This is a genomic window from Rufibacter radiotolerans (assembly GCF_001078055.1).
Classification (GTDB): domain Bacteria; phylum Bacteroidota; class Bacteroidia; order Cytophagales; family Hymenobacteraceae; genus Nibribacter; species Nibribacter radiotolerans.
On sequence record NZ_CP010777.1, the window covers coordinates 2987003 to 3012366 of the forward strand.

A 25364-nucleotide genomic window follows, 5' to 3' on the forward strand; every position below is an offset into this window, starting at 1 on the left:
CATACGCGTATGAAGATTGGAATCGTATGTTACCCCACCTTTGGCGGTAGCGGAGTGGTAGCCACCGAATTAGGGAAAGCCTTGGCGCAAAAAGGCCACAAGGTGCATTTTATCACCTATAGCCAACCGGCCCGTCTGGATTCTTTCAATGAGAACCTGTTCTACCACGAGGTCAACATCCCCAACTACCCGCTTTTCCAGTACCCACCCTACGAGTTGGCCCTGGCCAGCAAGATGGTGGATATTGTGCAGTATGAAAAGCTGGACGTGCTGCACGTGCACTACGCCATTCCGCATGCCTCGGCGGCGTATATGGCCAAGCAGATCCTGCTCACCAAAGGCATCCAGATTCCGGTTATCACCACCCTGCACGGCACAGACATTACGCTGGTGGGCAAAGACGCCTCCTATGAGCCGGTGGTGACCTTCAGTATCAACAAATCTGACGCCGTTACCTCTGTGTCTGAAGACCTGCGCCGCGAGACGTATGAGTACTTCGCCATTGAGAAAGAAATTGTCGTCATCCCCAACTTCATTAACCTGGAGCGTTTCCAGAAACAGCGCAAAGACCACTTCAAATCGGCAATTGCGCCATTCGGAGAGAAACTGCTGGTGCATACCTCCAACTTCCGGGGCGTGAAACGCATAGGCGATGTGATCAAGATCTTCTCCAAGGTGCGCGAGAAAATCCCCAGCAAACTACTGCTGGTAGGCGACGGACCGGAACGCCCTAAAATGGAGAACCTATGCCGCAAACTGGGCATCTGCGCCGACGTGCGGTTCCTGGGCAAGTTGGAAGCCGTGGAAGAACTTCTGTCCGTGGCCGATGTCTTTTTGATGCCCTCAGAAAAGGAAAGCTTTGGGTTGGCGGCCTTGGAGGCCATGGCCTGCGAGGTACCCGTGATCTCCTCCAACGCCGGCGGCTTACCAGAGCTGAACATCCATGGCGTGACCGGTTTCGTGAGCAACGTGGGCGATGTGAAAGACATGGTCAAAAACACGCTCTTCGTGCTGCAAGACGATCAGTTGCCCATCTTCAAAGCCAACGCCCTGGAGCGGGCCAAGGAGTTTGAGATCAACAAGATTGTGCCCATGTACGAGGCCGTCTACCAGCAAGCCGCTGATATTGTGAAGGCCCAGGCCGAGGTTTAAAACAAAACCGATTTACTCTAGTCTGTTTTGGGCCTGTTTTTCAGAAAACAGGCCCAAAACAGAAAATAGCACATTAGCTCATTTCCCAATCAGCACATAATTCCCCACGTGAAACCAGACCACTCTACAGAAAACCCCTGGACCAGCTTAGACTCAAAACCGGTGTACAGCAATCCCTGGATAAGCGTGCGCGAAGAGCAGGTGATCAACCCCGGCGGCGGGCAGGGCATCTATGGCATTGTGTCCATGAAAAACAAGGCCATTGGTATTGTGCCCGTAGATGAGGAGGGCAACACCTGGCTGGTAGGCCAGTACCGTTATCCCTTAAAGGAATACTCCTGGGAAATACCCATGGGCGGTGGTCCCGTGGAGCAGGACGTGCTGGAGTCGGCCAAACGTGAGCTGAAGGAAGAGACCGGCTTTACGGCCGAAGAGTGGACCATGATTGCCCGCCTGCACACCTCCAACTCCGTGACCGATGAGGAAGGCTTTGTGTTCCTGGCCGAGGAACTGACCGCCGGAGAAACCGAATTTGAGGAAACGGAGGACATTAAAATCTGGAAACTACCGCTCTCAGAGGCCGTGCGCATGGTCATGGACAATGAGATCACAGACGCCATTAGTGTGGCCGGCTTGCTCAAAGCCGAGAAGATTTTGTTAAGCCGGCGTCCAAAATAAAAGGCGGGCTTTGGCACTAAGTGCCCGGGCTGGGCGTTGCCGTTTCAGAGCCGTTTTCCTGAAAACAGGTCAAAAACAGCTTCGCGACATATACCATGTGGCGCCTTTGTCAATTATTAGTAATTTTGGACGCATGAGAAAGCTAAAAGGACTCAGGAAAAAAGTATACGCCGTGTGGTGCACCACCTGGTTTGTGCTGCCTTTTATTACTTCCTACCCGCTTTTCAGGATCATGATTGCCAAACCCAACCGGTTCCGGCATGCCCACAACTTAAACCGTCTCTGGGCCAAGATCCAGCTGCGCATGTACCTGATGCCGGTGACGGTGCAGGGTCAGGAACTGCTGGACCCCAAGCAGAAATACGTCTTCGCCCCCAACCATAGCTCTTATATTGACATCCCCATGATTCTGGCGGCCATACCCGGCTTCCTGAACTTCGTGGGCAAGAAATCCCTGACCAAGGTGCCGCTTTGGGGGAAGATTTATGATGCGCTCTACATTTCCGTGGACCGCGACAGCGCCATCAGCAGTGCCAAGGCCTATATTGCCAGCAAGCAAAGCCTGGAAGCCGGTCGCAGCGTGGTCATCTTCCCCGAAGGCAAGATTTCCCCGGAGTCGGGCCATACCCTGTTGCCTTTCAAAGACGGCCCATTTAAACTTGCAATTGAGAAGCAGGTGCCCCTGGTGCCCATCACCATGCCCTACAACCACCTGTTTCTACCGGATGTGAAGGGCAAGTTGATCATCCGGTACCACCCATTAGAAATCATCATTCACCAGCCCATCCCCACGGAGGGCCTGACCATACACGACCTGGAGTTCCTGAAACAGCAGACCTACTCCTTAATTCAAGAGACCCTACACCAGAAGAACCATGAGCACGAACATAGAAACCTTACGGCAGCTGGCGCACTTAGCCCGGCTTGAGTTTGACGAGACCAAAGAGCAGGAGATGCTCAAAGACCTGAACAATATCCTGAACTGGGTAGACCAGCTACGCGCCCTGGATACCCAGAACGTGGAGCCGCTGATCCATATCTCAGAGGAAGTGAACGTGATGCGAGAAGACGTGGCCCAGAACACCGTGCGCCACGAAGACGCTTTAAGACTGGCGCCGCGCAAAGACTCAGACTATTTCAGGGTGCCAAAAGTTCTGGAGTAAGCCAGAATGAAGCTTTTCTCTTTCTGGCCGGCCGTGGAGCCCGGCCGCCGATTCCTGTATTTTTTGTTGACGGCCCTGGTGCTGGGGGCGATGGCCCTCAGTTTCTACGGTTATTTTAAAGGGGAGCAGCTGGTCTTTCCGCTGGAGAAACAAGCTGACCTCTTTCCCGCCGAGGCGCAATTAAACCCGTCTTCTCCCTTGCTCACCCCCATGCGGGTAGAGGTAAACGCCTACCTGGTAGCGGAAACCTACACCATTGGGGACATGCAATTGCCGTTGTGGGCCACCTGGACCTATTTTGCCGGCATTATGGTGGCCATGGCTTTCTTCTGGACCATTGCCAGCACCTTGCGCCGCATACCGTATTACGTGGCCGTGGCGCTGGGCATGCTCTGGCTCTCCACCCTCAACCTTGACCTGCTGGGCATCTTCTCAGACACCAGCCGTTACATGCTCATGCTTGGGTTGGGCACGCTGGGGTTGACGAGTTTCCTATTCCACGCCTTCTGGACCCGCGCCTCATTTCTGGGCCGGTTTCTGGTTTTTGCTGCGCTTTTACTGGGACTGAACGCTGCCTTGTTTCAATTTTCGCCGCTCCCCGCTGAGTTGACGGCGTTGCATGTAGTCAACTACAGTACCATTGCCGGTTTTGTAGCCTCAGTGCTGTTCATGGTGCTGGTGGCCTATGAGAACCTGCACGGCCTGTTGTGGTTCAATACGCAGGCGCACCAGCCCCAGCGGCGGTTTGGCTTGGTGCAGTTTGTGCTGATCAGTGCCCTGTATTTGGGAAACCTGCTGTTACTGTATTTGCAGCAGACCGGCATGCTCCCTTTTGCCTTCACCGGGCTGGATGCGTTGCTGGTTTTCCTGATCTCTGCGGTGGTAGGCCTTTGGGGACTTCGGCAACGGGAGGTGCAGTACGCGCGCTTTTTCCGGTTTGAGACCGAGGCCGTGCCGCTATACCTGGTGCTGGCCCTGCTAACCTTCCTGAACCTGGGCTACGCCTTCTTGCTGGCTAATGACCCGTTGGTGAATGCCTATAGAAGCGCTGTTATCCTGACCCACCTGGCGTACGGGGTAGCGTTTTTCCTATACGTGGTCATCAACTTCGGGCCCCTCCTTAAACAGAAGCTGCGGGTGTACAAAGTAGTGTATGACCCTAAGATGCTGCCGTTTTTCACCGTTTACCTAATGGGCACGGTGCTGGTAGTAGTGATGCTGGTGCGTAGCCAATATGCCCTTTATTTCCAGCACCAGGCCGGTTACTTCAATTACCTGGGTGACCTATACCGCCAAACCGAGGAGCGTCCGCTCCTGGCCGAGCAGTTCTACAATGAGGGCACGGTCCTGGCCAAGAACAACCTCCGCTCCAGTTTCTCCCTCACGGACATGTACCACCAGGCCGGCATGCGCTACCTGGAGATGCAGCGCCTGCGCGAGGTGATGGAAAAGAAAACCTCGCCGGAGGCTTATCTGCGCCTAGCCAACCTCTACACTAATTCTGCCGACCTCTTTGACCACCTCAAGGTGTTGCAGGAGGCCGTGAAAAGCTACCCCACCAACGCGCCGCTGCTCAATAACCTGGGCCTATTGTATGGCACCACCTCTTTTGCAGACTCGGCCGGCTTCTACCTGGACGCTGCCCTGGCGCAAAGCCCCGAACCGGAGGTGATCCAGGCCAACCAACTGCATTTTCTGGCCAGCCATGGCTTTGCCAAACAGGCCCAGGAATTCTCGCAGAAATACGGCACCGGCACCTATGGCCCCTTGCTTACCAACCGGCTGGCCATTTCGTCGGTCGCCAACGCGCCTAAGCCTGGAAACCTACCCGCGTTAGCGGCTGATAGTAACTTGACTACCCAAAGCTTTGCCTATGAGTTTAACCGGCACCTGTTTGCGGGAAACGGTAAAGACAGCGCGGTGTTCTCAAGGTTAGACCAACTCATGCGGCAGGAAGGCAACCAGAACTTCCACGGGGATCTGAGCCTGGCAAAAGCGTTACTGTTGTATAAGAAAGGGGCTCCAGCCCAGGCGAAAGCCAATTTAGAGGCGCTGGCCAGCACCAGCGGCGGGGCAGCCGGTTATTACTATGATATCCTGGGTCAGTGGATGATGGGCGCGCGCCTCTACCCTTTGGCGGCCAGTTATTTTCAGAAGGCCCGCGAAACCGGCTACCGAGACGCGCACTTGCATGCTGTGGTAGCCATTGCTTTGGCAGGTGATGGCGCGCAGGCGGCCCAGATAGCGCTGGCACCCCAGCAGTACCCAGAAGCATGGCAGAAAAAAGCGGCTACCCAAATAGCCATCGCCACGCAACTAATTCCAGAACAGGCCACTGCGGCCCCGGATTCTCTGAAAGTACAGTTTCTGCAGTTGCGGGCGGCTTCTTTGCCGCTGGCCCAGGTGGAAGTTATCGCGAACCAGATCACCACCCCGGCTTTGGCACCGGTGGCGGCCCTTCCTTTGGTGAAGCGGTACCTGCAGGAGAAAAACTTCACTACCGCCGGCAACCTGCTGCGCATCCACTTTCCAGGCAGTTTCCCCAAAAACCCGCTTAAATCAGAAGCCAATGCCCTGCAGGCAGAACTGTGGTGGAAGAACGGCCAGTGGCAGGAGTTGAGCGCCCAACTGCCTAAACTTTATTTCACGCCACAGGATGCGGGCATCAGGCTTTATTACCAGGCCTTGCTGGCCCAGCGTAATAAAAACACCAAGGCTGCGACTAATCTCTACAACCAGCTGCTGCAACGCGCACCGGGTCTGGAGGCTGGGCAATTGGCCGCCGCCGATTTCTTTGTTGCCCAGAAACAGTCTATGCGGGCGTATGAGTTACTGCTGGAGGCCATTGAATTCAATCCGGCGTCGGTGACGCTCCGCAAGTCTTACATTAAAACAGCTTTAAACCAGGGACTGCGGGAGTATGCACTGCAGGGGCTGGAGCAACTGGAGCCTTTGCTAAGTGCCCCGGAATACCTTATCTTTAAAAGAGAAATAGACGCCCAATTGCAGGCCACAGAGGCGCTGCAGCAAGGGTGGCAATAAAAACCCTGTATGAGCACCATCATTCAAACTGAGAATATCTCCAAGATCTACCAGATGGGAACGGAGACCATACATGCGTTGCGGTCTATCTCCATTGAGATCCAGAAAGGCGAATACGTGGCCTTCATGGGTCCTTCCGGCTCCGGAAAGTCCACGCTCATGAACATTGTGGGTTGCCTGGACACGCCTACCTCCGGTACCTATATTTTGAACGGCCATGACGTGAGCAACATGGCAGACAATGAACTGGCCACCATCCGGAACAAGGAAATTGGGTTCGTGTTCCAGACCTTCAACCTCTTGCCCCGCTCCTCTTCCCTAGACAACGTGGCCCTGCCGCTCATTTACGCCGGCTACGGCAAATCTGAGCGGGAAGAGCGCGCCATGGCGGCCCTGGCCAGCGTGGGCCTGGGAGACAGGGCCCACCACAAACCCAATGAACTATCTGGTGGGCAGCGCCAACGGGTGGCCGTGGCCCGCGCCCTGGTCAACGACCCCAGCATTATCCTGGCAGATGAGCCTACCGGTAACCTGGACACCAAGACCTCTTATGAGATCATGGGCCTGTTTGAGAACCTGCACGCCAAAGGCAACACCATTATTATGGTAACCCACGAAGATGATATTGCCCATTACGCCCACCGAATTGTACGCCTGCGCGATGGACTGATTGAGTCTGATGAGCCCAATTTAAATATCAAGGTCCCTGCCGTGCAGGCGGCCACGCTTAACCACCAGCAATGAAAATCTACACCAAGACCGGCGATAAGGGCGAAACCTCCCTTATTGGTGGGACCCGCGTTAAAAAATCACACCTGCGCATTGAAGCCTACGGCACCATAGATGAACTGAACTCCTTTATTGGGGTGGTGCGCGACCAGGAAATAAACCAGAAGCGCCAGGATATTTTCTCTGAGATACAGGACCGCCTCTTCACCATCGGCTCTACCCTAGCCACCGATCCTGAGAAGGAAGGCAAGGTACAAACCCCAGACCTGCACGAGGGCGATATCACCTTCCTGGAACAGCAGATGGATTTATTAGACCAAACCCTGCCTCCGCTGCGGAGCTTTGTGTTACCGGGCGGCCACCCATCGGTTTCTTTCTGCCACGTGGCCCGAACCGTTTGCCGCCGCGCCGAGCGGTTGATCATTGCCCTGCAGGAAGAATCACACGTAGATGACCTAGTTATAAAGTACCTCAACCGCCTCTCAGACTACCTCTTTGTTTTAAGCCGCGCCATTGGTTTTGAATTAGGAGTAAAAGAAATAACTTGGAAGCCTCGTATGTGAGGCTTTTTTTATTCAGAATTACCGCAGTTACGTATTAATGCTCATCCCTAACACCAACTACATGCAAACAGACGCCATGCCCATACCTACCACCGTTACCACAGCCAGCCAGCTGGCCGACCTAGATTTAGACAACCTCCAGTTTGGAAAAGTGTTCGCTGACCACATGCTGGTCATTGATTATAAAGATGGTGCCTGGCAACAACCACAGATCTTGCCCTACGGCCCCATTGAGTTAAGCCCCGCCACGGCGGCCCTGCATTACGGCCAGGCCATGTTTGAAGGGATGAAAGCCTACAAGACCCCACAGGGCAAAGTGGTGCTTTTCCGGCCCAGAGACAACTGGGCCCGCATGAACAAATCTGCCGTGCGCCTTTGCATGCCAGAGATTCCGGAGGAGCTGTTCATGGAAGGCCTCAAGCAACTGATTGCCCTGGACGCTGACTGGGTACCCCAACGCCCTGGCTACTCGCTCTACATCCGTCCGTTCATGTTCGGGTCAGAAGGCCTGCTGGGGGTTCGTCCGTCCACGGAATACAAGTTCATCATTTTCTGCAGCCCGGCCAGCGGGTATTACTCAGAGCCGGTACGTGTAAAGATTGAAGAGACCTATACCCGCGCGGTAGAAGGCGGTTTTGGGTTCGCCAAGGCGGCCGGTAACTACGGCGGTTCGTTGCTACCCGCCAAAGAAGCCCATGAACAGGGCTTCCACCAGATCATTTGGACCGATGGCCGCGAGCACAACTACATTGAGGAGTCCGGCACCATGAACGTGATGTTCGTGATAGACGGCAAACTGGTAACCCCCGCGCTGAGCACTTCTATTCTGGCTGGTATTACCCGTGACAGCGTCCTGCAACTGGCCCGCGACTGGGGCGTTCCCGTGGAGGAAAGACGCATTAAAGTGCAGGAGATTGTGGATGCCTACCACGCGGGCAAACTGCAAGACGCCTTCGGGACCGGTACCGCCGCCACCATCGCGCATATCAAATCCATCACCTTCCGGGGCGAGGAAATGATGTTACCTCCGGTAGAGGAGCGTCAGCTTTCCAACAAGATTGCCACGGAACTGGATAACATCCGCTACGGCATCTCTCCAGATCCGCATGGATGGGTAGTGCCGGTGGAGTAATCTTTAAGAAGTTGTAAGTAATCCGTTTTGGGGCTGTTTTTCTTAAAACTGCCTCAAAACGGATTTTTTGTTTTATGAAGGAGATGTAGGTTATAGCTGCTACAGATGTTCTACATAAGCATAGGGGGTGCATGCAGTTGGCTTTCGCTGGCGTAGTGTCTGTTCTTTCCTGAGTCCTTATGCTTTGGTTGTTTCATTTGTTCCCTCCGAGCGCTCACGGCCGCGGGGCCCCTTCTTTCCCCCTCGCACTGCCCTTGCGGCCTCTTTGCCTTTCGCCCTTAGGTAAAGGTACTGCAGGGCCACAAGCGAGGCGCTCAGAGTAAAGACTGGAATCGGGGAATGCGTGGGGATGCCTTTTTTATGTTTTGAACCTGTTTTAAAGAAAATAAGCTCAAAACGCAATAGGCTTTACAGCGCAGACTCTCCCCTTGAGGGGAGCGAAGAGGGGTGTTTACACAGGAGGGTACATCTCCAGGGGTAAACTAAAACTCAAAAGGGACCATTAAGGGGATTACAAATCCCCCTTTCGATACTTCCGGATTGCAAATCCGGAAGAGCATTCCTTTATATTTTGTTCTTCTATTCCCAACACAGCCCGCCGTTGTTAGTGTTCTCACTAACAACGGCGGGCTGCCCCACAACCTTTTTTACCTTCGTCTCTTATATCTAGTATCTTTGCAGCAAGGGCTAATTACCCGTATTAAGAAGCAACACACCCTAGTATGACCCAAGAACAAATCAAAGAATTGAAAGGCCGGGTAGAGGCGTTGAGGAGGTATCTTTGACTACGATACCAAGAAAGAACAAGTAGCGACCATTGAGGCCCAGTCGGCGGCGCCCGGTTTCTGGGATGACCCCAAGAAAGCCGAGACGGTTCTTAAGGAAGCCAAAAGCCTCAAGACCTGGACCGATGATTTCGAGAAAACCTCCAAAGCGGTAGACGATGTAGAGGTGCTCTTCGAATTTTACAAAGAAGGCGACGTATCTGAGGAGGAAATCAACGCCGAATACAACACCGCCGTGGCCACCGTGGAAGGCCTGGAGTTCAAGCGGATGCTCAGCAACGAGGAAGACCAACTGGGCGCCGTACTGGAGGTAAACTCCGGGGCGGGCGGGACCGAAAGCCAGGACTGGGCCGAAATGCTGTACCGCATGTACCTCATGTGGGGGGAACGCAAGGGCTACTCTGTGAAGCAGGTAGACTTCCAACCCGGTGAGGGCGCCGGCATCAAATCTGCCACACTGCAATTTGACGGCGATTTCGCCTATGGCTACCTGAAGGCGGAGATTGGCGTGCACCGCCTGGTGCGCATTTCCCCGTTTGACTCTGGCGGAAGACGTCATACCTCCTTTGCCTCGGTGTTTGTGTACCCGGTGGTAGACGATACCATTGAGATCACCGTGAACCCCGGCGATATTGAGTGGGATACCTATAGGGCCGGCGGCGCTGGTGGCCAGAACGTAAACAAAGTGGAGACGGCGGTCCGCCTGAAACACAAACCCACGGGCATTACCATTGCCGTGCAGATTGAGCGCTCGCAGCTCATGAACAAGGAGCACGCCATACGCATGCTGAAATCGCAGCTTTATCAGATTGAGATCAACAAGCGCAACGAGGAGCGTGACAAAGTGGAGAGCACCAAGAAACGCATCGACTTCGGATCGCAGATCCGCAACTACGTGTTGCACCCCTATAAACTCATCAAAGACATTAGAACCGGCGTGGAACGCACCGATGTGCAGAACGTGCTGGACGGCGACCTGGATGAATTTATCAAGGCGTACCTGATGCAGAGTTAAGTATTGAACTGATTAAACAGAAAAGCCCTTCCTGAGTTTCAGGAAGGGCTTTTCTGTTTAGGGGCCGTTTTGGCTGAAACAGGGCTAAAACAGAATGGAGTTTTTGCTTTAGACATTAATAAGGTTGATCGCCCATGGCCAGGCCAATAACCACCAAACCAAAGAAAATAGTCCCTAGCACCACGCACGCCACTTCGCCGCCGGTAAAAGTGGTAGACTCTGTTCCGGTGGGGCAGGCTTTCCTGAAGAAGTAATTGCGGGCATTTAAAACCGGTATCAACGGCAGAAAAGAGAAAAGGGAGATAAGCCACAAAGGGTCTGGCAACCTGGATAATAAGGTTAAGATAAAGAACGCGAACAGAAGTCCCCCGGAGGAATAACTTTCCTGGTAACCTTGTTCCTGGGCTCTTACCAACACCCGGCTAAACAAATGCTGCCCGAAAAAGACGATGAAGATGGAGCGCCAGAAAGGCATAATCTCTTCCCTTTCCTCAAACTCTTTTATAAAGTTCCAGTTCTGGTAGAACCAGTAAATCTCATAAATCCCGAAGGTTAAAACACAGAGCAACGCAAATTTCCAGACGGGTTGCACATGGTAATATTCTTCAATAATGTCTTCCTTCTCCTGCGTGTAATAAGAGAAGGACTCCGGTGGAACAGGGACACCGTCTGCGGGTAAATTTACTTCCATGGGTATGAATATTTTATAGGTTGAATAATTTAATTCAGGATATAAAGAAGAAACCAGCCTAGGTTAGGCCAGAGTATAGCTTAGATATAACCGCCTTCCGCAGAGCACAGCAAATTTAAAGGGAACAGATGACAGAAGGAGCCTGAGAGCTGAGGCACCCAAAGAGCAGACCGCCTATAGCACTATTCCCCTAATGTAAGATTATATTCTCATCCCCGCAACCCCTAGGAACTGTTGTTTATAGCCTTCTGTTTTTGAGGTACCAAAGACCCGACACCCAAGCTTTCTCCTCCGGTGGCCTGGTTCTGGGTTTGCCTCTAAAGAACGTGACTACATGAAGATTTTTAGCCCTGAGATAAGTGCGCCACGGGCGAGGGGTAGAGGCGCGTCGCTTTCGTCTTTTATCAAAAAAGGCTGGGCGCTGCTTTTTTTGCTTTTGGTTTTCCTGCTGGCCGGGGCAGGCACCCCTGCTTCTAAGCCGGAGCCCATTGTGCTGCAGAAAGAGACCCTGCCCTTCACGGCAAAAGAATTCCATATTGCAGACATTGTAGACGAGCGGCCCAATAAAAAGGCGGTGGCGTTTTTACTCCCCTCCTCTTCTTCCCCCGCCACCACCGCGCAACCCATAGACTTGAAAGACGGCGCCGTGACGGGCATGAAGAACTACGTGCGGCAAAGCCTGAAACAGAACCAGGCCCTGAGGCCCATCATCATCCGGGTGAAAGAATACCAACTCAGGGAAAGCCCCGCCGAGAAAGGACGCGTGGCCGGTCAGGCGAAGATCACCCTGGCCTTTGAGGTGAAACGCGAAGGCAAGTACCTGCACCTGCTGGATTATACCGCTAGCGCCGGTTACGTACGTCCCCTGGCCATGCCGCCTTCTATGGTGGAACCCATGCTCCGGCGGCTACTGGCAGGCTCGTTGCGCTACCTTACCACCTGGGTAAACCAGGAAGCCCCAGGCAACGAGAAGCTCGCCCATTCCATTAAGGTGCATTTTGAGGGCTATCAGCAAAGCATGGATGACGACACCATGTTCTATGACCCCAAGCGCCCCTTAACCTGGGCAGATTTCCAGGGAGGTTCCCGGCTGTCAAAAGGGTATGCGGCGTCTGTTTTCCCCGGAATTTCCAATGAAATACAGGCTTCGGTAGAAGACGGGGTGCTCCAGATCAGGATCATCTCTAAGCCTTACATGTTGCGCAACCTTTCCAAAGCCCTGCCCCAGGCCAAAGATGACTACACTCTCAACCACGAACAGCGGCACTTTGACATTGTGAAACTGGTCTCAGAGCACTACAAACAGCGGATTACCCCTGAGAAACTCACCCTAGAAGACTATGAAAGCCAGATCAAATACCAGTACCTGGAGGTACTCTGGGAACTGGACAAGCTTCAGAAACAATATGACCAGGAAACCGACCACGGCCTCAACCACGCTGCCCAGGCCCGCTGGAACCAGAAAATAGACACTGAGCTGCAGTCTTTGAAAGTGAAGCCCTGATTACCAAACTTTATAAAAACAGAGGCCACTCCTGCTTGGGAGTGGCCTCTGTTTTTAAGGTGTTTTCTGGAAAACGGGCTTAAAACAACCGGTTACCCAAATAACTCGTCCAGCACACCGGCCAGCCGAACGCCGCCTTTCAGTAACCGCTCGTTGAGGGTTTCTATGTGGTCAAAGTTGTAGCGGTAGCTAAGTTTCTCCTCTGGCTTGGTAATACCTTTGTACAGCTTATCGGCTATCTGGTAAGACTCAAAGAACCACTCGGGGGCCAGCTGCCGCTGCCAGGTCTTTACCTGGTCTTTGGTGGTGAAGTTAATGGCGGTGGCATATTCAGTATAACTTAACTGCTGGTACTCTATCAACTGAGAGTCCCACACGCGGTGCAAGTTGGTGGGTTGGTTGAACCACTCCAGCCGTACGCGGTTCCCGCCAAGATCCTCAGGCCGACCTACGTGCATGGGCTGGTGCACATCACCTATGAGGTGAATAAGCAGACGCAGGTTCATCTGTTTCTGGGCCTGCGGAAGGTCTTTTTTCTTCAGTTCAGAGATAAGGAAATTGATTTTGGTATACGCGTCGGTGACGGTGTCCTGGTGCAGGTAAACTTCCACCTGCTGGAAGTTCAGGCCTTCTTTCAGGTTCACGTAATGCCAGGTGTCCAGGTAGTTGTAGGTAGGGTCAGATTTAATGAAATCGGCCCAGTTACTGGCCATGGCAATAGACTCATTGCCCAGAATTTTTTTGATGTTCTTTCTGGTCTTAGAGGAAATGTGACGGTCGGCTACCTCGCCCACAATGCGGTGCCCCAACATGCCCCAGCCCATAGACTGAAGCGGAATGTACACGAACAAGGCCAGAGCCAATATTTTCTTGAAAGCGCGCATGCTATTTAAGTTGAAGTGGAAACGCCGCAAAAATAGAGAAAATTACGGTCTCCCCCGCGGGCCTCGCGTTTTAAGCCTGTTTTGGCCAAAACGGCCCTAAAACGCCTTCTTAGAAATCACGCACCGAACTAATGACGCCCCCGGCAATGGAAGGATTTTCTATTAGTTGCATCACCTTTTTTGCTGCGGCCTCGGGGCTGGCCAACTCCCCTTTGGCCTTGTAGTCCCTGAACTGCTGCACCCCACTGAACTGCTCTGCATCGGCTTCCCTGATCTGTTCCTGCATCTCGGTGTCAATAATGCCCGGTGCCAAAGAAAACACCTGCACGCCCGTGCCCAGCTTTTCCTGCTCCAGCTGCGCGGTTTCAGAGAGCATGTCCAGGGCGGCTTTGGAGGCGCAGTAGGCGGCCCATCCGTCTTTGGCCTTGCGCCCCGCCCCTGAGCTGATGTTTACCACCAGTTTCTGGCAGTTCTGCCGGTGCTGGTAGCTCTGCAGGAACATGTTCATCAGCATGGCCGGCACAATCACGTTCACGTCAAAGACAAACTCAAAATGCTCGTTCTGGCTCTGCCCCACGTAACCAATCTCGCCAATCACCCCGGCGTTGTTGATAAGCACTAATTTCTTAGCGTTCTCAAACTCCCCAAAGATCTTGTGCAGGTTATGCTCCACCCCGGCAATGTCTGAGAAGTCCAGCGGCTGGTGCCGATACCGGGCATGGTGGATAGTGCAGTTGCGCGACACGCCCACCACGTAGTTTTGGTCGTCTTTGAGTAAGCGCTCTGCCAGGGCCTTGCCCAGCCCCCGGCTAGTGCCGGTGATGATGTAGTAGTTCATTCTTATAAGTAGGAATTAAGAATCAGGAATGCGGAAAGCATCTTCTTTTGGAGCATACGCATAATCATGGGCAAATAGTTGAGTCTTTCGGTTTCTTTTGTGGCCCATATTGCGCCACATGCATCTTTTCGTAAAGTTGGCACATATGGTCTTTCCCGTATCTTTTCTCTAATAAAAGGCGGCCCACTAAATTAAAGCAATCATCTTCAGGAACGCCAATACAACTGTTAATATGTACCAGGGTTACTCCGTACTCATCCGCTAGATTTTTATAGAAAGCATAAGGCATTTTAGAAGAATCGTTTTCATAAGGCGGAGGCACCAACAACGTCAACCTACCTTCCTTTGCTTCCTTTTCCGCGAGTCCTTTAGCCATGGCACAATCTTTCACTTCTTGGTTGTACCCCTTTAGGAATCGTTGCTCTGGGGTTTCCCATAATTTTAATCCAAAGACACTTACTCCTGAAATACCCAAAAGCAAGATTACACTTGCCAAGATAAACGGATTGGCTTTGGATAAGCGACGTTTTCTCATGGTTGATAGTGCCTAAAATAACATGATGCTTTCTACACTAACATTTCCATAAAACACCTATAATCAAGAAGTGCCGCCACCTAAAAGGCAACGGCACTTAATTTTTATAATCCTCCTAAAAGGATCTTGTAGGCGAACGGTAACACCGGTTAATTAAACGCCTATCTAGTTCGCCACAAAAGATCCTTTCAGGAGGACAGAGGGAAAGATTCCTACAAAATATACTGGCTCAGGTCACGATTTTTGACCATATCTCTCAGGCGTTCCTCTACCAGTTCTGGGGTGATCATGAGGTGTGCGTTAGGCGGAATGGTGTCTGGCACTTCAAACAGGATATCATTGAGCAAGCGGCTCATGACGGTGTGCAGGCGGCGGGCGCCAATGTTCTCCACTTCGGCGTTTACCTCAAACGCGATTTCCGCAATCTTGTGCAGCGACTCATCTGAGAAGGTCAGTTCCACCTCTTCGGCGCGCAGCAGCTCTTCATACTGCTTTGTGAGTGCGTTCTTCGGGAACTTGAGAATCTGGTAGAAGTCATCTTTGCTCAGGCTCTGCAGTTCTACTCTGATAGGGAAACGTCCCTGCAGCTCAGGAATCAGATCTGAGGGCTTAGACACGTGGAAGGCGCCTGCGGCGATGAACAGGATATGGTCGGTTTTGATGACGCCGTATTTGGTGTTCACGGTAGTGCCTTCCACAATGGGCAGCAGGTCGCGTTGCACGCCTTCGCGGCTCACGTCTGGGCCACTGCCGCCTTTGCCGCTGGCGCTGGCTACTTTGTCAATCTCGTCAATGAAGATGACCCCGGCGTTCTCGGCTTTCATAATGGCTTCTTCCTTCACCTCGTCCATGTCAATGAGCTTGGACGCTTCCTCTTCCAACAGGATTTTGCGGGCCTCGGCAATGGTCACCTTGCGCTTTTTCGTTTTCTTGGGCATCATGTTCCCAATCATCTCCTGAATGCCAGCCATCTGCATTTCATCCATGCCTGGCCCCATCACCCCCACCCCCGAAGACGGGTTCTGCGACACCTTAATGTCAATCTTGCGGTCTTCCAGTTCGCCATTCCTGATTTTCTCCCGGAACCGCTCACGGGTCCGTTCGTTCAGTTCCAGGTCACTTTCGGGCACCTCAGAAGAAGAGGTGTTGCCGCTGGTGCCAAAGCCCATCATGTCTGAGCGGTTGCCCGGCTGACTGATGGGTGGGATCAGCGCATCCAGAATTACTTCCTCCACCTGCAGGGCAGCCTGCTGTTTCACCTCTTCCTTGCGGCGGGTCTTAACCATGTTCACGGCCTGTTCTACCAGGTCGCGCACCATGCTCTCCACGTCGCGGCCCACGTAGCCCACCTCGGTGAACTTAGAGGCCTCCACTTTGGTGAAAGGGGCATCAGCTATACCGGCCAAACGGCGGGCGATCTCAGTCTTACCCACGCCGGTGGCTCCAATCATGAGAATGTTGTTGGGCACAATCTCTTTCTGCATCTCGGGGTCGGCGTGCATGCGGCGCCAGCGGTTACGCAGGGCAATGGCCACATTACGCTTGGCATCATGCTGCCCGATGATATATTTATCCAGCTCCGCTACTATCTGGCTGGGGGTTAAGTATTTGCTTGGATCTAACATAGGTTAATATTGATGGAGAGATGGAATGATTGGTTTCAAACAACGCATCTGTCTCTTCTTGTTTATTTACTCTTGTTACTGTTTACTAAAGTTGCTGTCAGCTAAGCTAAACGGTTATTATAAAAATGTGGTTGGTAGCCATACTGGTGGCTACCTGATTCCGGCGTTACAGTGTAACGTTGCTACATTGCTGGATTCCTGTTTTGGGCCTGTTTTCAGCAAAACAGGCCCAAAACAGGAATCATCTTCAATTTTCTAAATCTACATCAGCACCTTAAAACCTCAGCACATAACCTAGTCCAGTTTCTTCTTCAGGAACCGATCAACGTCTGTGTTTAAAGTGAGGTAATGACCCGCACCGGCCACGTGGAACTTGGAGTACGAGTATTCAAACCGAAAGGCGTGCACCTTCACGGAGGCCCCGAAGGAAAACCCCGCCATACCGCCCGCGTTCTCCACTACCAGCTCTTTTCTTCTGAGGTGGTTGTACCCGCCGCGCAACTGAAAATTATCACTTAGCAGCAATTCGCCGCCTACCACAAAATGGCGGGCCAGCTTATCCCCGAAGGTCTTTTTCTCTTTCTCCTCCTCGTTGTTCTCGTTGAGGGTGCCTTTCTTGTTGGGGTCCAGGTAGACAATGTCAAAGCGCTGGAGCTGGTGCGCCGTCACTGATAGCCGGAATGGGGCGTGCTCTGGTTTATAGCTGGCGCCCAGCTGGATGTCCAGGGGCATGTCTTCGCGCTCGCCGTTGCCGTAGGTTTTGAGCATGTAGCCAAGGTTCTTGATGGCCAGGCCAACAACAAAATCCTGTTCCGGGTGTTTGAAGGTGCCTCCTAGATCTACCAGCGCGGCCACCGCCTGATCCCCGGCAATGCTAGAAACTGCCACCTTAGCCGTGGCCCCAAGCGTGAACGTTTCAATGGTGGCTGCATGCGACAAAGCAACTCCGTAGTCCCGAACCCTGAAGCTTCCCTCCTCCTGGCCGGTGGCGTCTGTCTGGGTAAACGAGCCGTAGTCCAGGTACTGGATACCTAAGGCATTGCGGCCCCAGCGGGTGCTTTCAAAGGCGTATTGCAGGTTGTTCTGGCGCACGTCTGCCAGATAGTTGAGGTAGGTTAGCCCCAGTTGATTATTCGTTTTGCCGTGCAGCAGCGCCGGGTTAGCGGTCACCGCGTTTACGTCTTCCAGGCCCGAGGAGATATTCACGCCCCCCAAGGCCGCTACCCGGGCATGCGTGGGCACGTTTAGGAACTGGAAAACAGAACGCCCTCCCACCTGGGCCCAGGCCAGCGGCGCAGTGGCTACCAGCAAGAAGCTCAGGAGGAAGAGGCGTTTTGGCATTGTTTTCCTAAAAAGAGGTCAGAATCAAATATCGGCTTGGGTGGTGGGCATGGCGTCTTCGCGCACGCGCAGGTCCAGGGGCTTGGCCACTTTCTCCGGTAGTAAGGCGAAGTCCAGCACCTCGTCCACGCGGTCCACGTAGTGGATGTTAAGGCCTTCAATGTAATGCGCCGAGATCTCGTTCACGTCCTTGCGGTTCTTCTGGCACAGAATCACATCCTTGATGCCGGCGCGCTTGGCGGCCAGAATTTTCTCTTTGATCCCGCCTACCGGCAGTACCTTTCCACGCAGCGTAATTTCACCGGTCATGGCCAGGTGCGAGCGCACTTTGCGCTGGGTGAACACCGAGGCAATAGAGGTAAAGATGGCAATACCGGCGCTGGGCCCATCTTTCGGCACGGCCCCTTGAGGGAAGTGGATGTGCAGGTCGTACTGGTCAAACAGGCGGTAGTCAATGCCCATTTCCTCGGCGCGGGCGCGCAGGTAAGAGACCGCCGTAATGGCCGATTCCTTCATCACGTCACCCAACTGGCCCGACAAGGTCAGTTTCCCTTTTCCGCGGCTTAGCAGAGACTCAATGAACAGTATATCGCCGCCCACGCTGGTCCAGGCCAGCCCGGTCACCACGCCGGCGGTTTCGTTGTCCTGATAGAGCTCCTTGTCAAAGATTTCGGGACCCAGAATACGCACCACGTCCTTCGGCTCCAGCTTGGCCGGCCACTGCTCTTCCATGGCTTTGGACTTGGCAATGTTCCGGACCACCGCCCCCAGCTTGCGTTCCAGGTTTCGTACCCCAGATTCACGGGTGTAGTCTTCAATCACTTTCTGGATAGCCGCGGTGGAGAAGGCCACATCTTTGGCCAGCAGGCCATGGTCTTCCTTAAGCTTGGGCAAGAGGTGGCGCTTGGCAATCTCGGTTTTCTCTTCAATGGTATAGCCCGTCACCTCAATAATCTCCATCCGGTCACGCAGGGCGGGGTGAATGGTATCCAGGGCATTGGCGGTGGCAATGAACAGCACCTTAGATAGGTCATATTCTACCTCCAGGTAATTATCGGCAAACGTATGGTTCTGCTCGGGGTCCAGCACCTCCAGCAACGCGCTGGACGGGTCACCCCGGAAGTCTGAGTTTAGCTTGTCTACCTCATCCAGAATCATGACCGGATTAGAAGAACCCACTTTCTTGATCTGACTAATGATGCGGCCCGGCATGGCGCCCACATAAGTTTTACGGTGGCCTCTGATCTCGGCTTCATCGCGCACGCCGCCTAAGGCAATGCGTATGTATTTACGGCCCAGTGCCTTGGCTACCGACCGGCCCAGCGAGGTTTTCCCCACGCCCGGAGGCCCGTAAAGGCACAGGATAGGCGCTTTCATGTCATTCTTAAGCTTAAGCACCGCCAGATACTCCAAAATACGCTCCTTTACCTTCTCCAGGCCGTAATGGTCGGCGTCCAGGATCTTTTTGGTGCGCTTCAGGTTGAAGTTGTCCTTGGTGTAGTCATTCCAGGGCAGGTCCAGCAGAAACTCGCAGTAATTGAGGGCAATAGGGTACTCAGCGGCCTGCGGGTTAAGGCGGGTAAGCTTATCCAGTTCCTTGTTGAAGTGCTTGGCTACGGGCTCGGGCCACTTTTTCTTGAGGGCGGCGGCGCGCATTTTCTCCACTTCCTGCTCGGGGCCTTCCATGCCCAGCTCGTCCTGCAGAACCTTGATCTGCTGGCGCAGGAAATAGTCGCGCTGCTGCTCGTCAATATCAGTGTGCACCTTGCTGTGTATCTCCTGCTTTATCTCCAGCATCTGGATCTCCCGGATCATCAGTTGCAGCAAGGTGGTGCCGCGCTCCACGCCGTCGTTTATCTCCAGCAGCTTCTGCTTCTGCGAGACTTCGGCGTTGATGTTGCTGGACAGAAAATGTGTCAGGAAAGATGGGCTGTCAATGTTGTCCAGGGCCACCTGCGCCTCCTGCGGAATCTCGGGATTCAGCTTCAGGATCTTGGCGGCGGCCTCCTGCAGAGACTCCACCAAGGCCTTTACCTCTTTGCTGTTCTTTTTAGGAAATGTCTCTGGGCAGTAAGACACCTTGGCCACCATGTAGGGCTCTTCCTGGGTCACTTCCTCAATCTTGAACCGGCTCTGCCCCTGAATGATGATGGTGGTATTGCCGTCTGGCAGCACCAGCATCTTCAGGATCTTGGCCATGGTCCCCACCTGGTATAGATCTTCCTGAGCCGGGTCTTCGGCGAGCATGTTCTTCTGGGCCACTACCCCTACGGTCTTGTCGCCGCGGTAGGCCTTGCGCACCAGCCGCACAGATTTCTTCCGGCTTACGGTGATAGGAATCACTACCCCCGGAAACAAAACGGTGTTTCTGATGGGCAATAGTGGTAATGAATCTGGATTATGTTTTTCCGCTCCTTCGGCATCATCCAACTCAGAGGTAATGATGGAAATCAGTTCCCCATTGCTGTCGTCAGATAAATCTGACAGCATGAGTTGCTGGAGGAGGTTCTCTTGGGTATAATTCATACGTTGTCTTTCTGAGGGTGCCAAATTGGCAGCATTCCTCCCGTAGTTCTGTTGTTTGTCTTGAAGATAGATACTTGTCAAGAGCTGTGCCAATATATCACCGGAAATCTGCAGGCCTGCAGATAAATTTCCCCAGAAAGAGTACATTTGGTACTGTATTCTGGAACAATGCTTTTCAGATCTTCATCTGTTATGTACCGCATGCGTCATTTTTTACTTTTCCTGTTCTTCTGGGCGTTCGGTTTGGCCGCGGTGGCGCAGACCAAGTCTCCCCTGCGTCTCAGGCAAAAACCCGTTTCTGATTCGCTCCGGCAGAAAGCCCCCAAGCCCGAGGTGGTGTTGGAGTTCCCCAACATCAACCGCGTGCCTTACTATTACAACAAGGCCAAGTATGAAAATATTCTGAAGCTGGAGAATAAAAATGCCTGGGAAAAAGTGCTGCCTTTACTGGAAGACTACGTGGGCAACTTCGGAATTGACAATTTCCATAGAGACACCAAATTGCTCTGGCGCCTGGGCCAGTTGTATGAACGCGAAGGGCAGCTGGAAACCGCCATCGCCTATTACCGCCTGGTGCTTAAACACCACCGTACCGACATAAAACAGGTGCAGCAGTACTATGACTCCCTGGAGGCAAAATCAGAGAGTATTTATTTGCCCCTGGCTCACTATTATGACCTGGTGGAATACCGCAAGTCGGTGGCTACGTTCAAGCCCCCGCGCGGCGTGTACACCAACATGGGCGATGCCATCAACTCCAAGGTAGAAGATTACGGCCCTGCGGTGCACCGCGACGAGGAACTGTTCATCTATACCTCGCGCCGCAAGGGCGTGAAAGCCACCGGCACCGATGAGGACCTGTACTTCTCCCGCTATGAGAACGGCTTCTGGCAGGAAGGACAGTCGTTTGGCAAGCCCATCAACAGCATTTACAACGAAGGCTCCGCGTGCCTTAGCCGCGACGGCAAGACCCTTTACTTTGCCCGCTGCGAAAGCCCCGATGGGTTTGGCAACTGCGACCTGTACACCGCTACCCGGCTCTCTGACGGTTCCTGGGGACAGATAAAGAACCTGGGCGCCAGCGTGAACAGCAAAGCCTGGGACTCCCAGCCTACCCTGTCACCCAATGAAGACACCCTATACTTCGCCTCTGACCGCCTGGGCGGCTTTGGCATGTCTGATATCTACTACACCTACAAAATGAAGAGCGGCCTTTGGTCGCCGGCCGATAACCTGGGGCCGGTGATCAATACCCGGGAAAGCGAGGTGAGCCCGTATTTCCACCCGCTGTACCAGGTGCTGTATTTCAGTTCACGGGGCCAGCTTCTCAACTTTGGGGATTTTGACATCTACAAGTCTTACCGGGTGAACGGGCAGTGGCAGGAACCGCGCAACATTGGCCCTCTGGTGAACGGCAAAGGCAGTGAGTATTACTTCACCATCAACGCCGCCTCCACCAACCTGTACTACGCCCGCTCAGAACCCACTGACCTCAAGAACCTGGACCTTTTCTCGTTCCCGCTGCCTATGGAGGCGCACCCGTTGGCTGTGACCAAACTGACTGGCGTGCTCACAGATTCCATTACCAACAAACCCCTCAACGGCATCATCTCCATCATTGACCTGGACAACGGCATTGAGGTGGCCAGCAAATATCTGCGCGAAGACGGCTCTTTTGACTTTGACCTCATTGACAACAGCCGCTACATGATGCTTATTCAGAGCCCAGACTTTTTCTCCATTGAGAAAGAGATTGACCTCAAGAATGACACGGTCATGAAGATCATGAGCACCTTGATTGACTACAGCATTCCGCTCATTTTCAAGAACATTGAGTTTGATGAGGCCAAGGCCGAGATAAAAGATGCCATGAAGCCCACCCTGGACCGCATTGTGCTGTTTCTGGTAGACCACCCCAAAGTACGACTCAGCATTGAAGGCCACACCGACAGTAGCGGTGACCCAGACGCCAACGTAGAGCTGTCGCAATGGCGGGCCTTCTCTATCCAGAAGTACCTGGAAAACAAGGGTAAACTGGAGCCCGGCCGTATAGACGCGGTAGGCAAAGGAAGCGCGGAACCTATAAAACCAGAAATAACCCTGGAAGACCGCGCCGTAAACAGAAGGGTAGAATTCAAGCTCATTAAACCCACTGAGGGCGGGACCGGCAACTGGTAAAACCCAAGCTGGACCATAAAAAGACCGGGAGCCGTTTTGAGCCTGTTTTTCAGAAAACAGGCTCAAAACGGCTCCCGGCGTTAAGGCTAATTCTAACTTACAGCTTGATGGTCTTGATCTGGTCTTTGATAGGCGGAATCTTCTGCCGCGGCTCACGGCCCTCTTTCAATTTGCGCCCACCCACGTTCACAATAAAGCCCACGCTAAACACAGAGTTACCGGCGGTCATGAACTCGCGGTTCTTCAGCCCGAAGTTGCTGCCGCTGGTGTATTGCAGCTGCAAAGACGGGGTAAGGGTCATGCGGGTGTAGAAGATAGGCTCAAAAAAGATGTTGTCCTCGGTGGCCTGCTTCACGTCATTGCGCACAAACTCACTCATGTTCACGTAGCTCAGGCGCAGGGCGGTGCCGTAATTCAATGGAAAATCCTTCCCGAAGAGGCCGATGGATTTCTTTTTCTTGGAGGAGTAGTTCACCTGCATGAAATACTTGTTGAAGCTGGTCTCCTGGCGGTCATAGGTAATTAGGCCCTCAGAGGTTTTGTCTTTGTAGGTACGGTCACTGCTTCCCTTGCCCAGACCGGCGTACACTTCCAGAATGCGGTTCTCATCTGGCCCAAAGGTGGTGAAATACCCGCCCCCGGCCTCCAGCAGGTTATGCCGGAAGTCTTTCTTTTTATTGTTATTGTTCATCATGGCCCCGCTCAGCAAAACGCCCACGTGGTCAGTGACCGCGTAGGCCGAGTTGAAGGTGGCATTCCCTTTCAGGGTGATGTGCCCGCTGGTGCTCAACTCGCCTTTTGAGCTCAGCATGGGGGTGTTGGGGGTGTTGGGCATGTACACAGAAGAACAGCTTGCCGTGCCCAGGACCAGGCAAAGCCCGGCCAGTTTTAGAAAATGTTTTTTCATAAAGTACTCTTAATAATTCCTTTCATCTTTCTGCCTGCCAACCCAAAACCTGGTCCTCTCCTTTCCGGAACTTACCCCAGCCTAAGCCTCAATAAGCCACCTGTTCTGCTACAGCGCCAGGGTCTTCTGCACATCGCCGGTACGGCACAACACAGAGCGTTTCTTGCCCGCTATTTCCAGGTTCAGAATATTGGTCTGGTCTGAGAATACTTCGGTGAGGAGGGCGTTCTGCACAAACAGTTGCCCGCTGGGGACTTTGCCCGCCGGAATCTCCAGGTACAGCCAGACCGCGTCTGCCTCTTCCTGGGCACCCAGAAACTTCTGCGGCACCTTGGTTCCCTTAGCCCCTGAGATGGACAGGTGGGCCTGCAGGTACTCAGCGAGGAGTTTGTTTACCCGTTCAGAGCGGTCTAACCTGATGTTGGTTTTGTGTCGCCGGCTCAGGGCTTCTTCCAGGTCATTGGCAAACACCCGCACGGCCAGCTCATAGGTCTGGGTTTTGGGGTTATAGTGGGCGTCTGTGATACTGGTATGGAACTCATGGGCCCAGGCGGACAACGGAAGCACCAAGGCACACACCAAAGCAAAATATAAAGCCTTCTTAATATTCATATGTACTTTTAAACAGGAAGAGACGCAAATTTATTGCGTCTCTTCCTGATCTCTTAAATGATTGTTATGCCAAGACCGAAGCCTTTTATTTTTCTCTGTGCCTAGTTGAATAGCAGTTTGAAGAAGTCATTGAAGATGGCAAAGGCCATAAGCCCCAGCAACAGCACCATGCCTACTTTCTGCGCATTCTCCAGGAACTTGTCTGACGGCTTGCGGCCCGAGATCATCTCATAGGTCAGGAACATGACGTGCCCGCCGTCCAAGGCCGGGATAGGCAGAAAGTTCATGAACGCCAGCACCATAGACAACATGGCGGTCATGGCCCAGAAGTTGATCCAGTTGAAGTTACCGCCGTAGATCTGGGCAATACCAATAGGTCCGCTCAAGGCCTTTGAGGCAGAAACCTCAGCTCTAAAGATCTTCGCGAAGCCTTTGATGTTGGTGGTGATCACCGAGAACGCTTTCTCAGCGCCTACCGGAATAGCGGCTAATAAACCATACTCACGGGTGGCGCGGGGCAGCAGCATTTCTGGGTAGAACCCAATGGTACCGTCCTCATCTACCGTCGCCTGCAGGGTTTTGGTCTGACCGCCTCTGGAAACTTCCAGGGCCACCGCCTTGCCTTTGTTCTTCTGCAGCTCCTGGGTTAGTTCATGGTAGAACTGGATAGGCTGGTTACCGATTTTGGTGATACGGTCACCGGGCTCTAAACCAGCTGCTGAGGCAGGTGTCTTCGGTTTTACAGATTTCACCGCGAAAGGCTCACGAGCGGCAATAAAGCCCATGCGGTCGCCGTCGGCTAGTTTATCAATCAGGTTAGTGGGTACCGGTACCTGTACCTGCTGTCCGGCGCGATCTACAGTATAGGAACCGTTCCGGCCCAGGATCACGTCTGGGTTGTAGACATCCTGGAATTCTACCAGCGGTTTACCATTCACGGCCACAATCTTGTCACCGTCCCTAAGGCCCATTTCCTTGCCAATCTCAGAGGTGACAATGCCGTATTTCACGTCTTTGGCCAGCAGATAGCTTTCGCCATATAGGTAGGTAAGGCCGGCAAAAATGATGATACCCGTTATCACGTTGAAAATAATGCCGCCCATCATGACAATAAGGCGCTGCCAGGCCGGCTTGGCCCGGAACTCCCAAGGCTGAGGCTCCTGTGAAAGGGAAGCCGTGTCCAGGGACTCGTCTACCATGCCTGATATCTTCACGAAACCGCCCAGCGGGATCATGCCAATCATATATTCTGTCTCGCCTACCTGCTTGCTTACCAGTTTGGGAGGAAACCCGATAGCGTATTTCTCTACGCGCATCCCAAACCATTTGGCGGCCAGCATGTGGCCTAACTCATGTATTCCTACCAAGATGGTCAGGCCCAGAATCAACTGGCCGGCCATTACTAATGCATCCATTTACTATGTTTATAAGGTAATTGCCAGACCGCGTGAAGGCGTGGTCTGG

At 53.2% G+C, this 25364-nt stretch carries 21 protein-coding genes; 11 read left to right on the forward strand and 10 right to left on the reverse strand.

Annotated elements, in window-relative coordinates:
* Nucleotides 1-9: 9 nt before the first annotated feature.
* From bshA to prfB, 9 genes are all read left to right on the forward strand, one after another.
* Nucleotides 10-1152, forward strand: coding sequence for an N-acetyl-alpha-D-glucosaminyl L-malate synthase BshA (gene bshA, locus TH63_RS12295; protein WP_048921188.1), 1143 nt, complete (start codon nucleotides 10-12; stop codon nucleotides 1150-1152).
* 108 nt (nucleotides 1153-1260) lie between these two features.
* A complete protein-coding gene (locus TH63_RS12300) occupies nucleotides 1261-1830 on the forward strand; it encodes an NUDIX domain-containing protein (RefSeq protein WP_082161676.1) in 570 nt (189 codons plus the stop codon).
* A 133-nt stretch (nucleotides 1831-1963) separates the two neighbouring features.
* Complete coding sequence (locus tag TH63_RS12305; RefSeq protein WP_231583473.1) at nucleotides 1964-2758, forward strand: lysophospholipid acyltransferase family protein; 795 nt, start codon at nucleotides 1964-1966, stop codon at nucleotides 2756-2758.
* Nucleotides 2706-2993 carry an Asp-tRNA(Asn)/Glu-tRNA(Gln) amidotransferase subunit GatC gene (gatC, locus tag TH63_RS12310; RefSeq protein WP_048921190.1) on the forward strand — a complete coding sequence of 96 codons (288 nt, stop codon included), beginning with the start codon at nucleotides 2706-2708 and terminating at the stop codon, nucleotides 2991-2993. The genes TH63_RS12305 and gatC overlap by 53 nt, the downstream gene beginning before the upstream one ends.
* A gap of 6 nt (nucleotides 2994-2999) precedes the next feature.
* The gene (locus TH63_RS12315; protein ID WP_048921191.1) at nucleotides 3000-6035 is read left to right on the forward strand and encodes a tetratricopeptide repeat protein; all 3036 of its coding nucleotides are present in this window, start codon (nucleotides 3000-3002) and stop codon (nucleotides 6033-6035) included.
* A gap of 9 nt (nucleotides 6036-6044) precedes the next feature.
* Complete coding sequence (locus tag TH63_RS12320; protein ID WP_048921192.1) at nucleotides 6045-6779, forward strand: ABC transporter ATP-binding protein; 735 nt, start codon at nucleotides 6045-6047, stop codon at nucleotides 6777-6779.
* Nucleotides 6776-7327, forward strand: coding sequence for a cob(I)yrinic acid a,c-diamide adenosyltransferase (locus tag TH63_RS12325; protein ID WP_048921193.1), 552 nt, complete (start codon nucleotides 6776-6778; stop codon nucleotides 7325-7327). Before TH63_RS12320 ends, TH63_RS12325 begins: the two co-directional genes overlap by 4 nt.
* Nucleotides 7328-7388: 61 nt before the next feature.
* Nucleotides 7389-8459 (forward strand): branched-chain amino acid aminotransferase, encoded by a 1071-nt coding sequence (locus TH63_RS12330; protein ID WP_048922814.1) that lies wholly within the window; start codon nucleotides 7389-7391, stop codon nucleotides 8457-8459.
* A gap of 722 nt (nucleotides 8460-9181) precedes the next feature.
* A protein-coding gene (gene prfB, locus TH63_RS12335) for a peptide chain release factor 2 (RefSeq protein ID WP_156180579.1) occupies nucleotides 9182-10259 on the forward strand; the annotation gives its coding sequence in 2 pieces (ribosomal slippage) (nucleotides 9182-9241 and nucleotides 9243-10259; 1077 coding nt in all).
* 115 nt (nucleotides 10260-10374) lie between these two features.
* On the opposite strand, the gene TH63_RS12340 is transcribed toward prfB, so the two are convergent.
* Nucleotides 10375-10950: a DUF4234 domain-containing protein gene (locus TH63_RS12340; protein ID WP_048921195.1), complete on the reverse strand. Its 576-nt coding sequence runs from the start codon at nucleotides 10948-10950 to the stop codon at nucleotides 10375-10377.
* A 334-nt stretch (nucleotides 10951-11284) separates the two neighbouring features.
* Here TH63_RS12340 and TH63_RS12345 point away from each other — a divergent pair, with 334 nt between their 5' ends.
* Nucleotides 11285-12454 (forward strand): hypothetical protein, encoded by a 1170-nt coding sequence (locus tag TH63_RS12345; protein ID WP_156180581.1) that lies wholly within the window; start codon nucleotides 11285-11287, stop codon nucleotides 12452-12454.
* Nucleotides 12455-12546: 92 nt separating this feature from the next.
* On the opposite strand, the gene TH63_RS12350 is transcribed toward TH63_RS12345, so the two are convergent.
* The 6 genes from TH63_RS12350 to lon form a co-directional block, all read right to left on the reverse strand.
* Nucleotides 12547-13338 carry a S1/P1 nuclease gene (locus tag TH63_RS12350; protein WP_048921197.1) on the reverse strand — a complete coding sequence of 264 codons (792 nt, stop codon included), beginning with the start codon at nucleotides 13336-13338 and terminating at the stop codon, nucleotides 12547-12549.
* A 109-nt stretch (nucleotides 13339-13447) separates the two neighbouring features.
* Entirely contained in the window at nucleotides 13448-14176 is a 729-nt protein-coding gene (locus TH63_RS12355) for an SDR family NAD(P)-dependent oxidoreductase (protein WP_048921198.1), read from the reverse strand.
* Between the two features lie 64 nt (nucleotides 14177-14240).
* Complete coding sequence (locus TH63_RS12360) at nucleotides 14241-14711, reverse strand: hypothetical protein (protein WP_156180583.1); 471 nt, start codon at nucleotides 14709-14711, stop codon at nucleotides 14241-14243.
* Between the two features lie 212 nt (nucleotides 14712-14923).
* Nucleotides 14924-16336 (reverse strand): ATP-dependent protease ATPase subunit HslU, encoded by a 1413-nt coding sequence (gene hslU, locus TH63_RS12365; protein WP_048921200.1) that lies wholly within the window; start codon nucleotides 16334-16336, stop codon nucleotides 14924-14926.
* Between the two features lie 294 nt (nucleotides 16337-16630).
* Nucleotides 16631-17677, reverse strand: a complete 1047-nt coding sequence (porQ, locus tag TH63_RS12370) for a type IX secretion system protein PorQ (protein ID WP_048921201.1) — start codon at nucleotides 17675-17677, stop codon at nucleotides 16631-16633.
* 24 nt (nucleotides 17678-17701) lie between these two features.
* Entirely contained in the window at nucleotides 17702-20203 is a 2502-nt protein-coding gene (gene lon, locus TH63_RS12375) for an endopeptidase La (protein ID WP_048921202.1), read from the reverse strand.
* Nucleotides 20204-20404: 201 nt separating this feature from the next.
* Here lon and TH63_RS12380 point away from each other — a divergent pair, with 201 nt between their 5' ends.
* A complete protein-coding gene (locus TH63_RS12380) occupies nucleotides 20405-22381 on the forward strand; it encodes an OmpA family protein (RefSeq protein WP_048922815.1) in 1977 nt (658 codons plus the stop codon).
* Nucleotides 22382-22478: 97 nt separating this feature from the next.
* Here TH63_RS12380 and TH63_RS12385 read toward each other — a convergent pair whose 3' ends face one another.
* The 3 genes from TH63_RS12385 to rseP all read right to left on the reverse strand — a co-directional run bounded on the left by TH63_RS12385 (nucleotide 22479) and on the right by rseP (nucleotide 25315).
* On the reverse strand, nucleotides 22479-23288 hold the full coding sequence (locus tag TH63_RS12385; protein ID WP_076606480.1) for a hypothetical protein: 810 nt from the start codon (nucleotides 23286-23288) through the stop codon (nucleotides 22479-22481).
* A gap of 108 nt (nucleotides 23289-23396) precedes the next feature.
* On the reverse strand, nucleotides 23397-23900 hold the full coding sequence (locus TH63_RS12390; RefSeq protein ID WP_048921203.1) for a DUF6702 family protein: 504 nt from the start codon (nucleotides 23898-23900) through the stop codon (nucleotides 23397-23399).
* 101 nt (nucleotides 23901-24001) lie between these two features.
* Nucleotides 24002-25315, reverse strand: a complete 1314-nt coding sequence (gene rseP / locus TH63_RS12395) for an RIP metalloprotease RseP (protein ID WP_048921204.1) — start codon at nucleotides 25313-25315, stop codon at nucleotides 24002-24004.
* Nucleotides 25316-25364: the final 49 nt, after the last annotated feature.

Coding starts and splice junctions, on each gene's coding strand:
- TH63_RS12345 (WP_156180581.1), top strand. CDS start 11,285: ATGAAGATTTTTAGCCCTGAGATAAGTGCGCCACGGGCGAGGGGTAGA.
- TH63_RS12380 (WP_048922815.1), top strand. CDS start 20,405: ATGCGTCATTTTTTACTTTTCCTGTTCTTCTGGGCGTTCGGTTTGGCC.
- TH63_RS12305 (WP_231583473.1), top strand. CDS start 1,964: ATGAGAAAGCTAAAAGGACTCAGGAAAAAAGTATACGCCGTGTGGTGC.
- lon (WP_048921202.1), bottom strand. CDS start 20,203: ATGAATTATACCCAAGAGAACCTCCTCCAGCAACTCATGCTGTCAGAT.
- bshA (WP_048921188.1), top strand. CDS start 10: ATGAAGATTGGAATCGTATGTTACCCCACCTTTGGCGGTAGCGGAGTG.
- TH63_RS12390 (WP_048921203.1), bottom strand. CDS start 23,900: ATGAATATTAAGAAGGCTTTATATTTTGCTTTGGTGTGTGCCTTGGTG.
- porQ (WP_048921201.1), bottom strand. CDS start 17,677: ATGCCAAAACGCCTCTTCCTCCTGAGCTTCTTGCTGGTAGCCACTGCG.
- TH63_RS12325 (WP_048921193.1), top strand. CDS start 6,776: ATGAAAATCTACACCAAGACCGGCGATAAGGGCGAAACCTCCCTTATT.
- TH63_RS12320 (WP_048921192.1), top strand. CDS start 6,045: ATGAGCACCATCATTCAAACTGAGAATATCTCCAAGATCTACCAGATG.
- TH63_RS12330 (WP_048922814.1), top strand. CDS start 7,389: ATGCAAACAGACGCCATGCCCATACCTACCACCGTTACCACAGCCAGC.
- rseP (WP_048921204.1), bottom strand. CDS start 25,315: ATGGATGCATTAGTAATGGCCGGCCAGTTGATTCTGGGCCTGACCATC.
- hslU (WP_048921200.1), bottom strand. CDS start 16,336: ATGTTAGATCCAAGCAAATACTTAACCCCCAGCCAGATAGTAGCGGAG.
- TH63_RS12360 (WP_156180583.1), bottom strand. CDS start 14,711: ATGAGAAAACGTCGCTTATCCAAAGCCAATCCGTTTATCTTGGCAAGT.
- TH63_RS12315 (WP_048921191.1), top strand. CDS start 3,000: ATGAAGCTTTTCTCTTTCTGGCCGGCCGTGGAGCCCGGCCGCCGATTC.
- TH63_RS12355 (WP_048921198.1), bottom strand. CDS start 14,176: ATGAACTACTACATCATCACCGGCACTAGCCGGGGGCTGGGCAAGGCC.
- TH63_RS12385 (WP_076606480.1), bottom strand. CDS start 23,288: ATGAAAAAACATTTTCTAAAACTGGCCGGGCTTTGCCTGGTCCTGGGC.
- gatC (WP_048921190.1), top strand. CDS start 2,706: ATGAGCACGAACATAGAAACCTTACGGCAGCTGGCGCACTTAGCCCGG.
- TH63_RS12340 (WP_048921195.1), bottom strand. CDS start 10,950: ATGGAAGTAAATTTACCCGCAGACGGTGTCCCTGTTCCACCGGAGTCC.
- TH63_RS12350 (WP_048921197.1), bottom strand. CDS start 13,338: ATGCGCGCTTTCAAGAAAATATTGGCTCTGGCCTTGTTCGTGTACATT.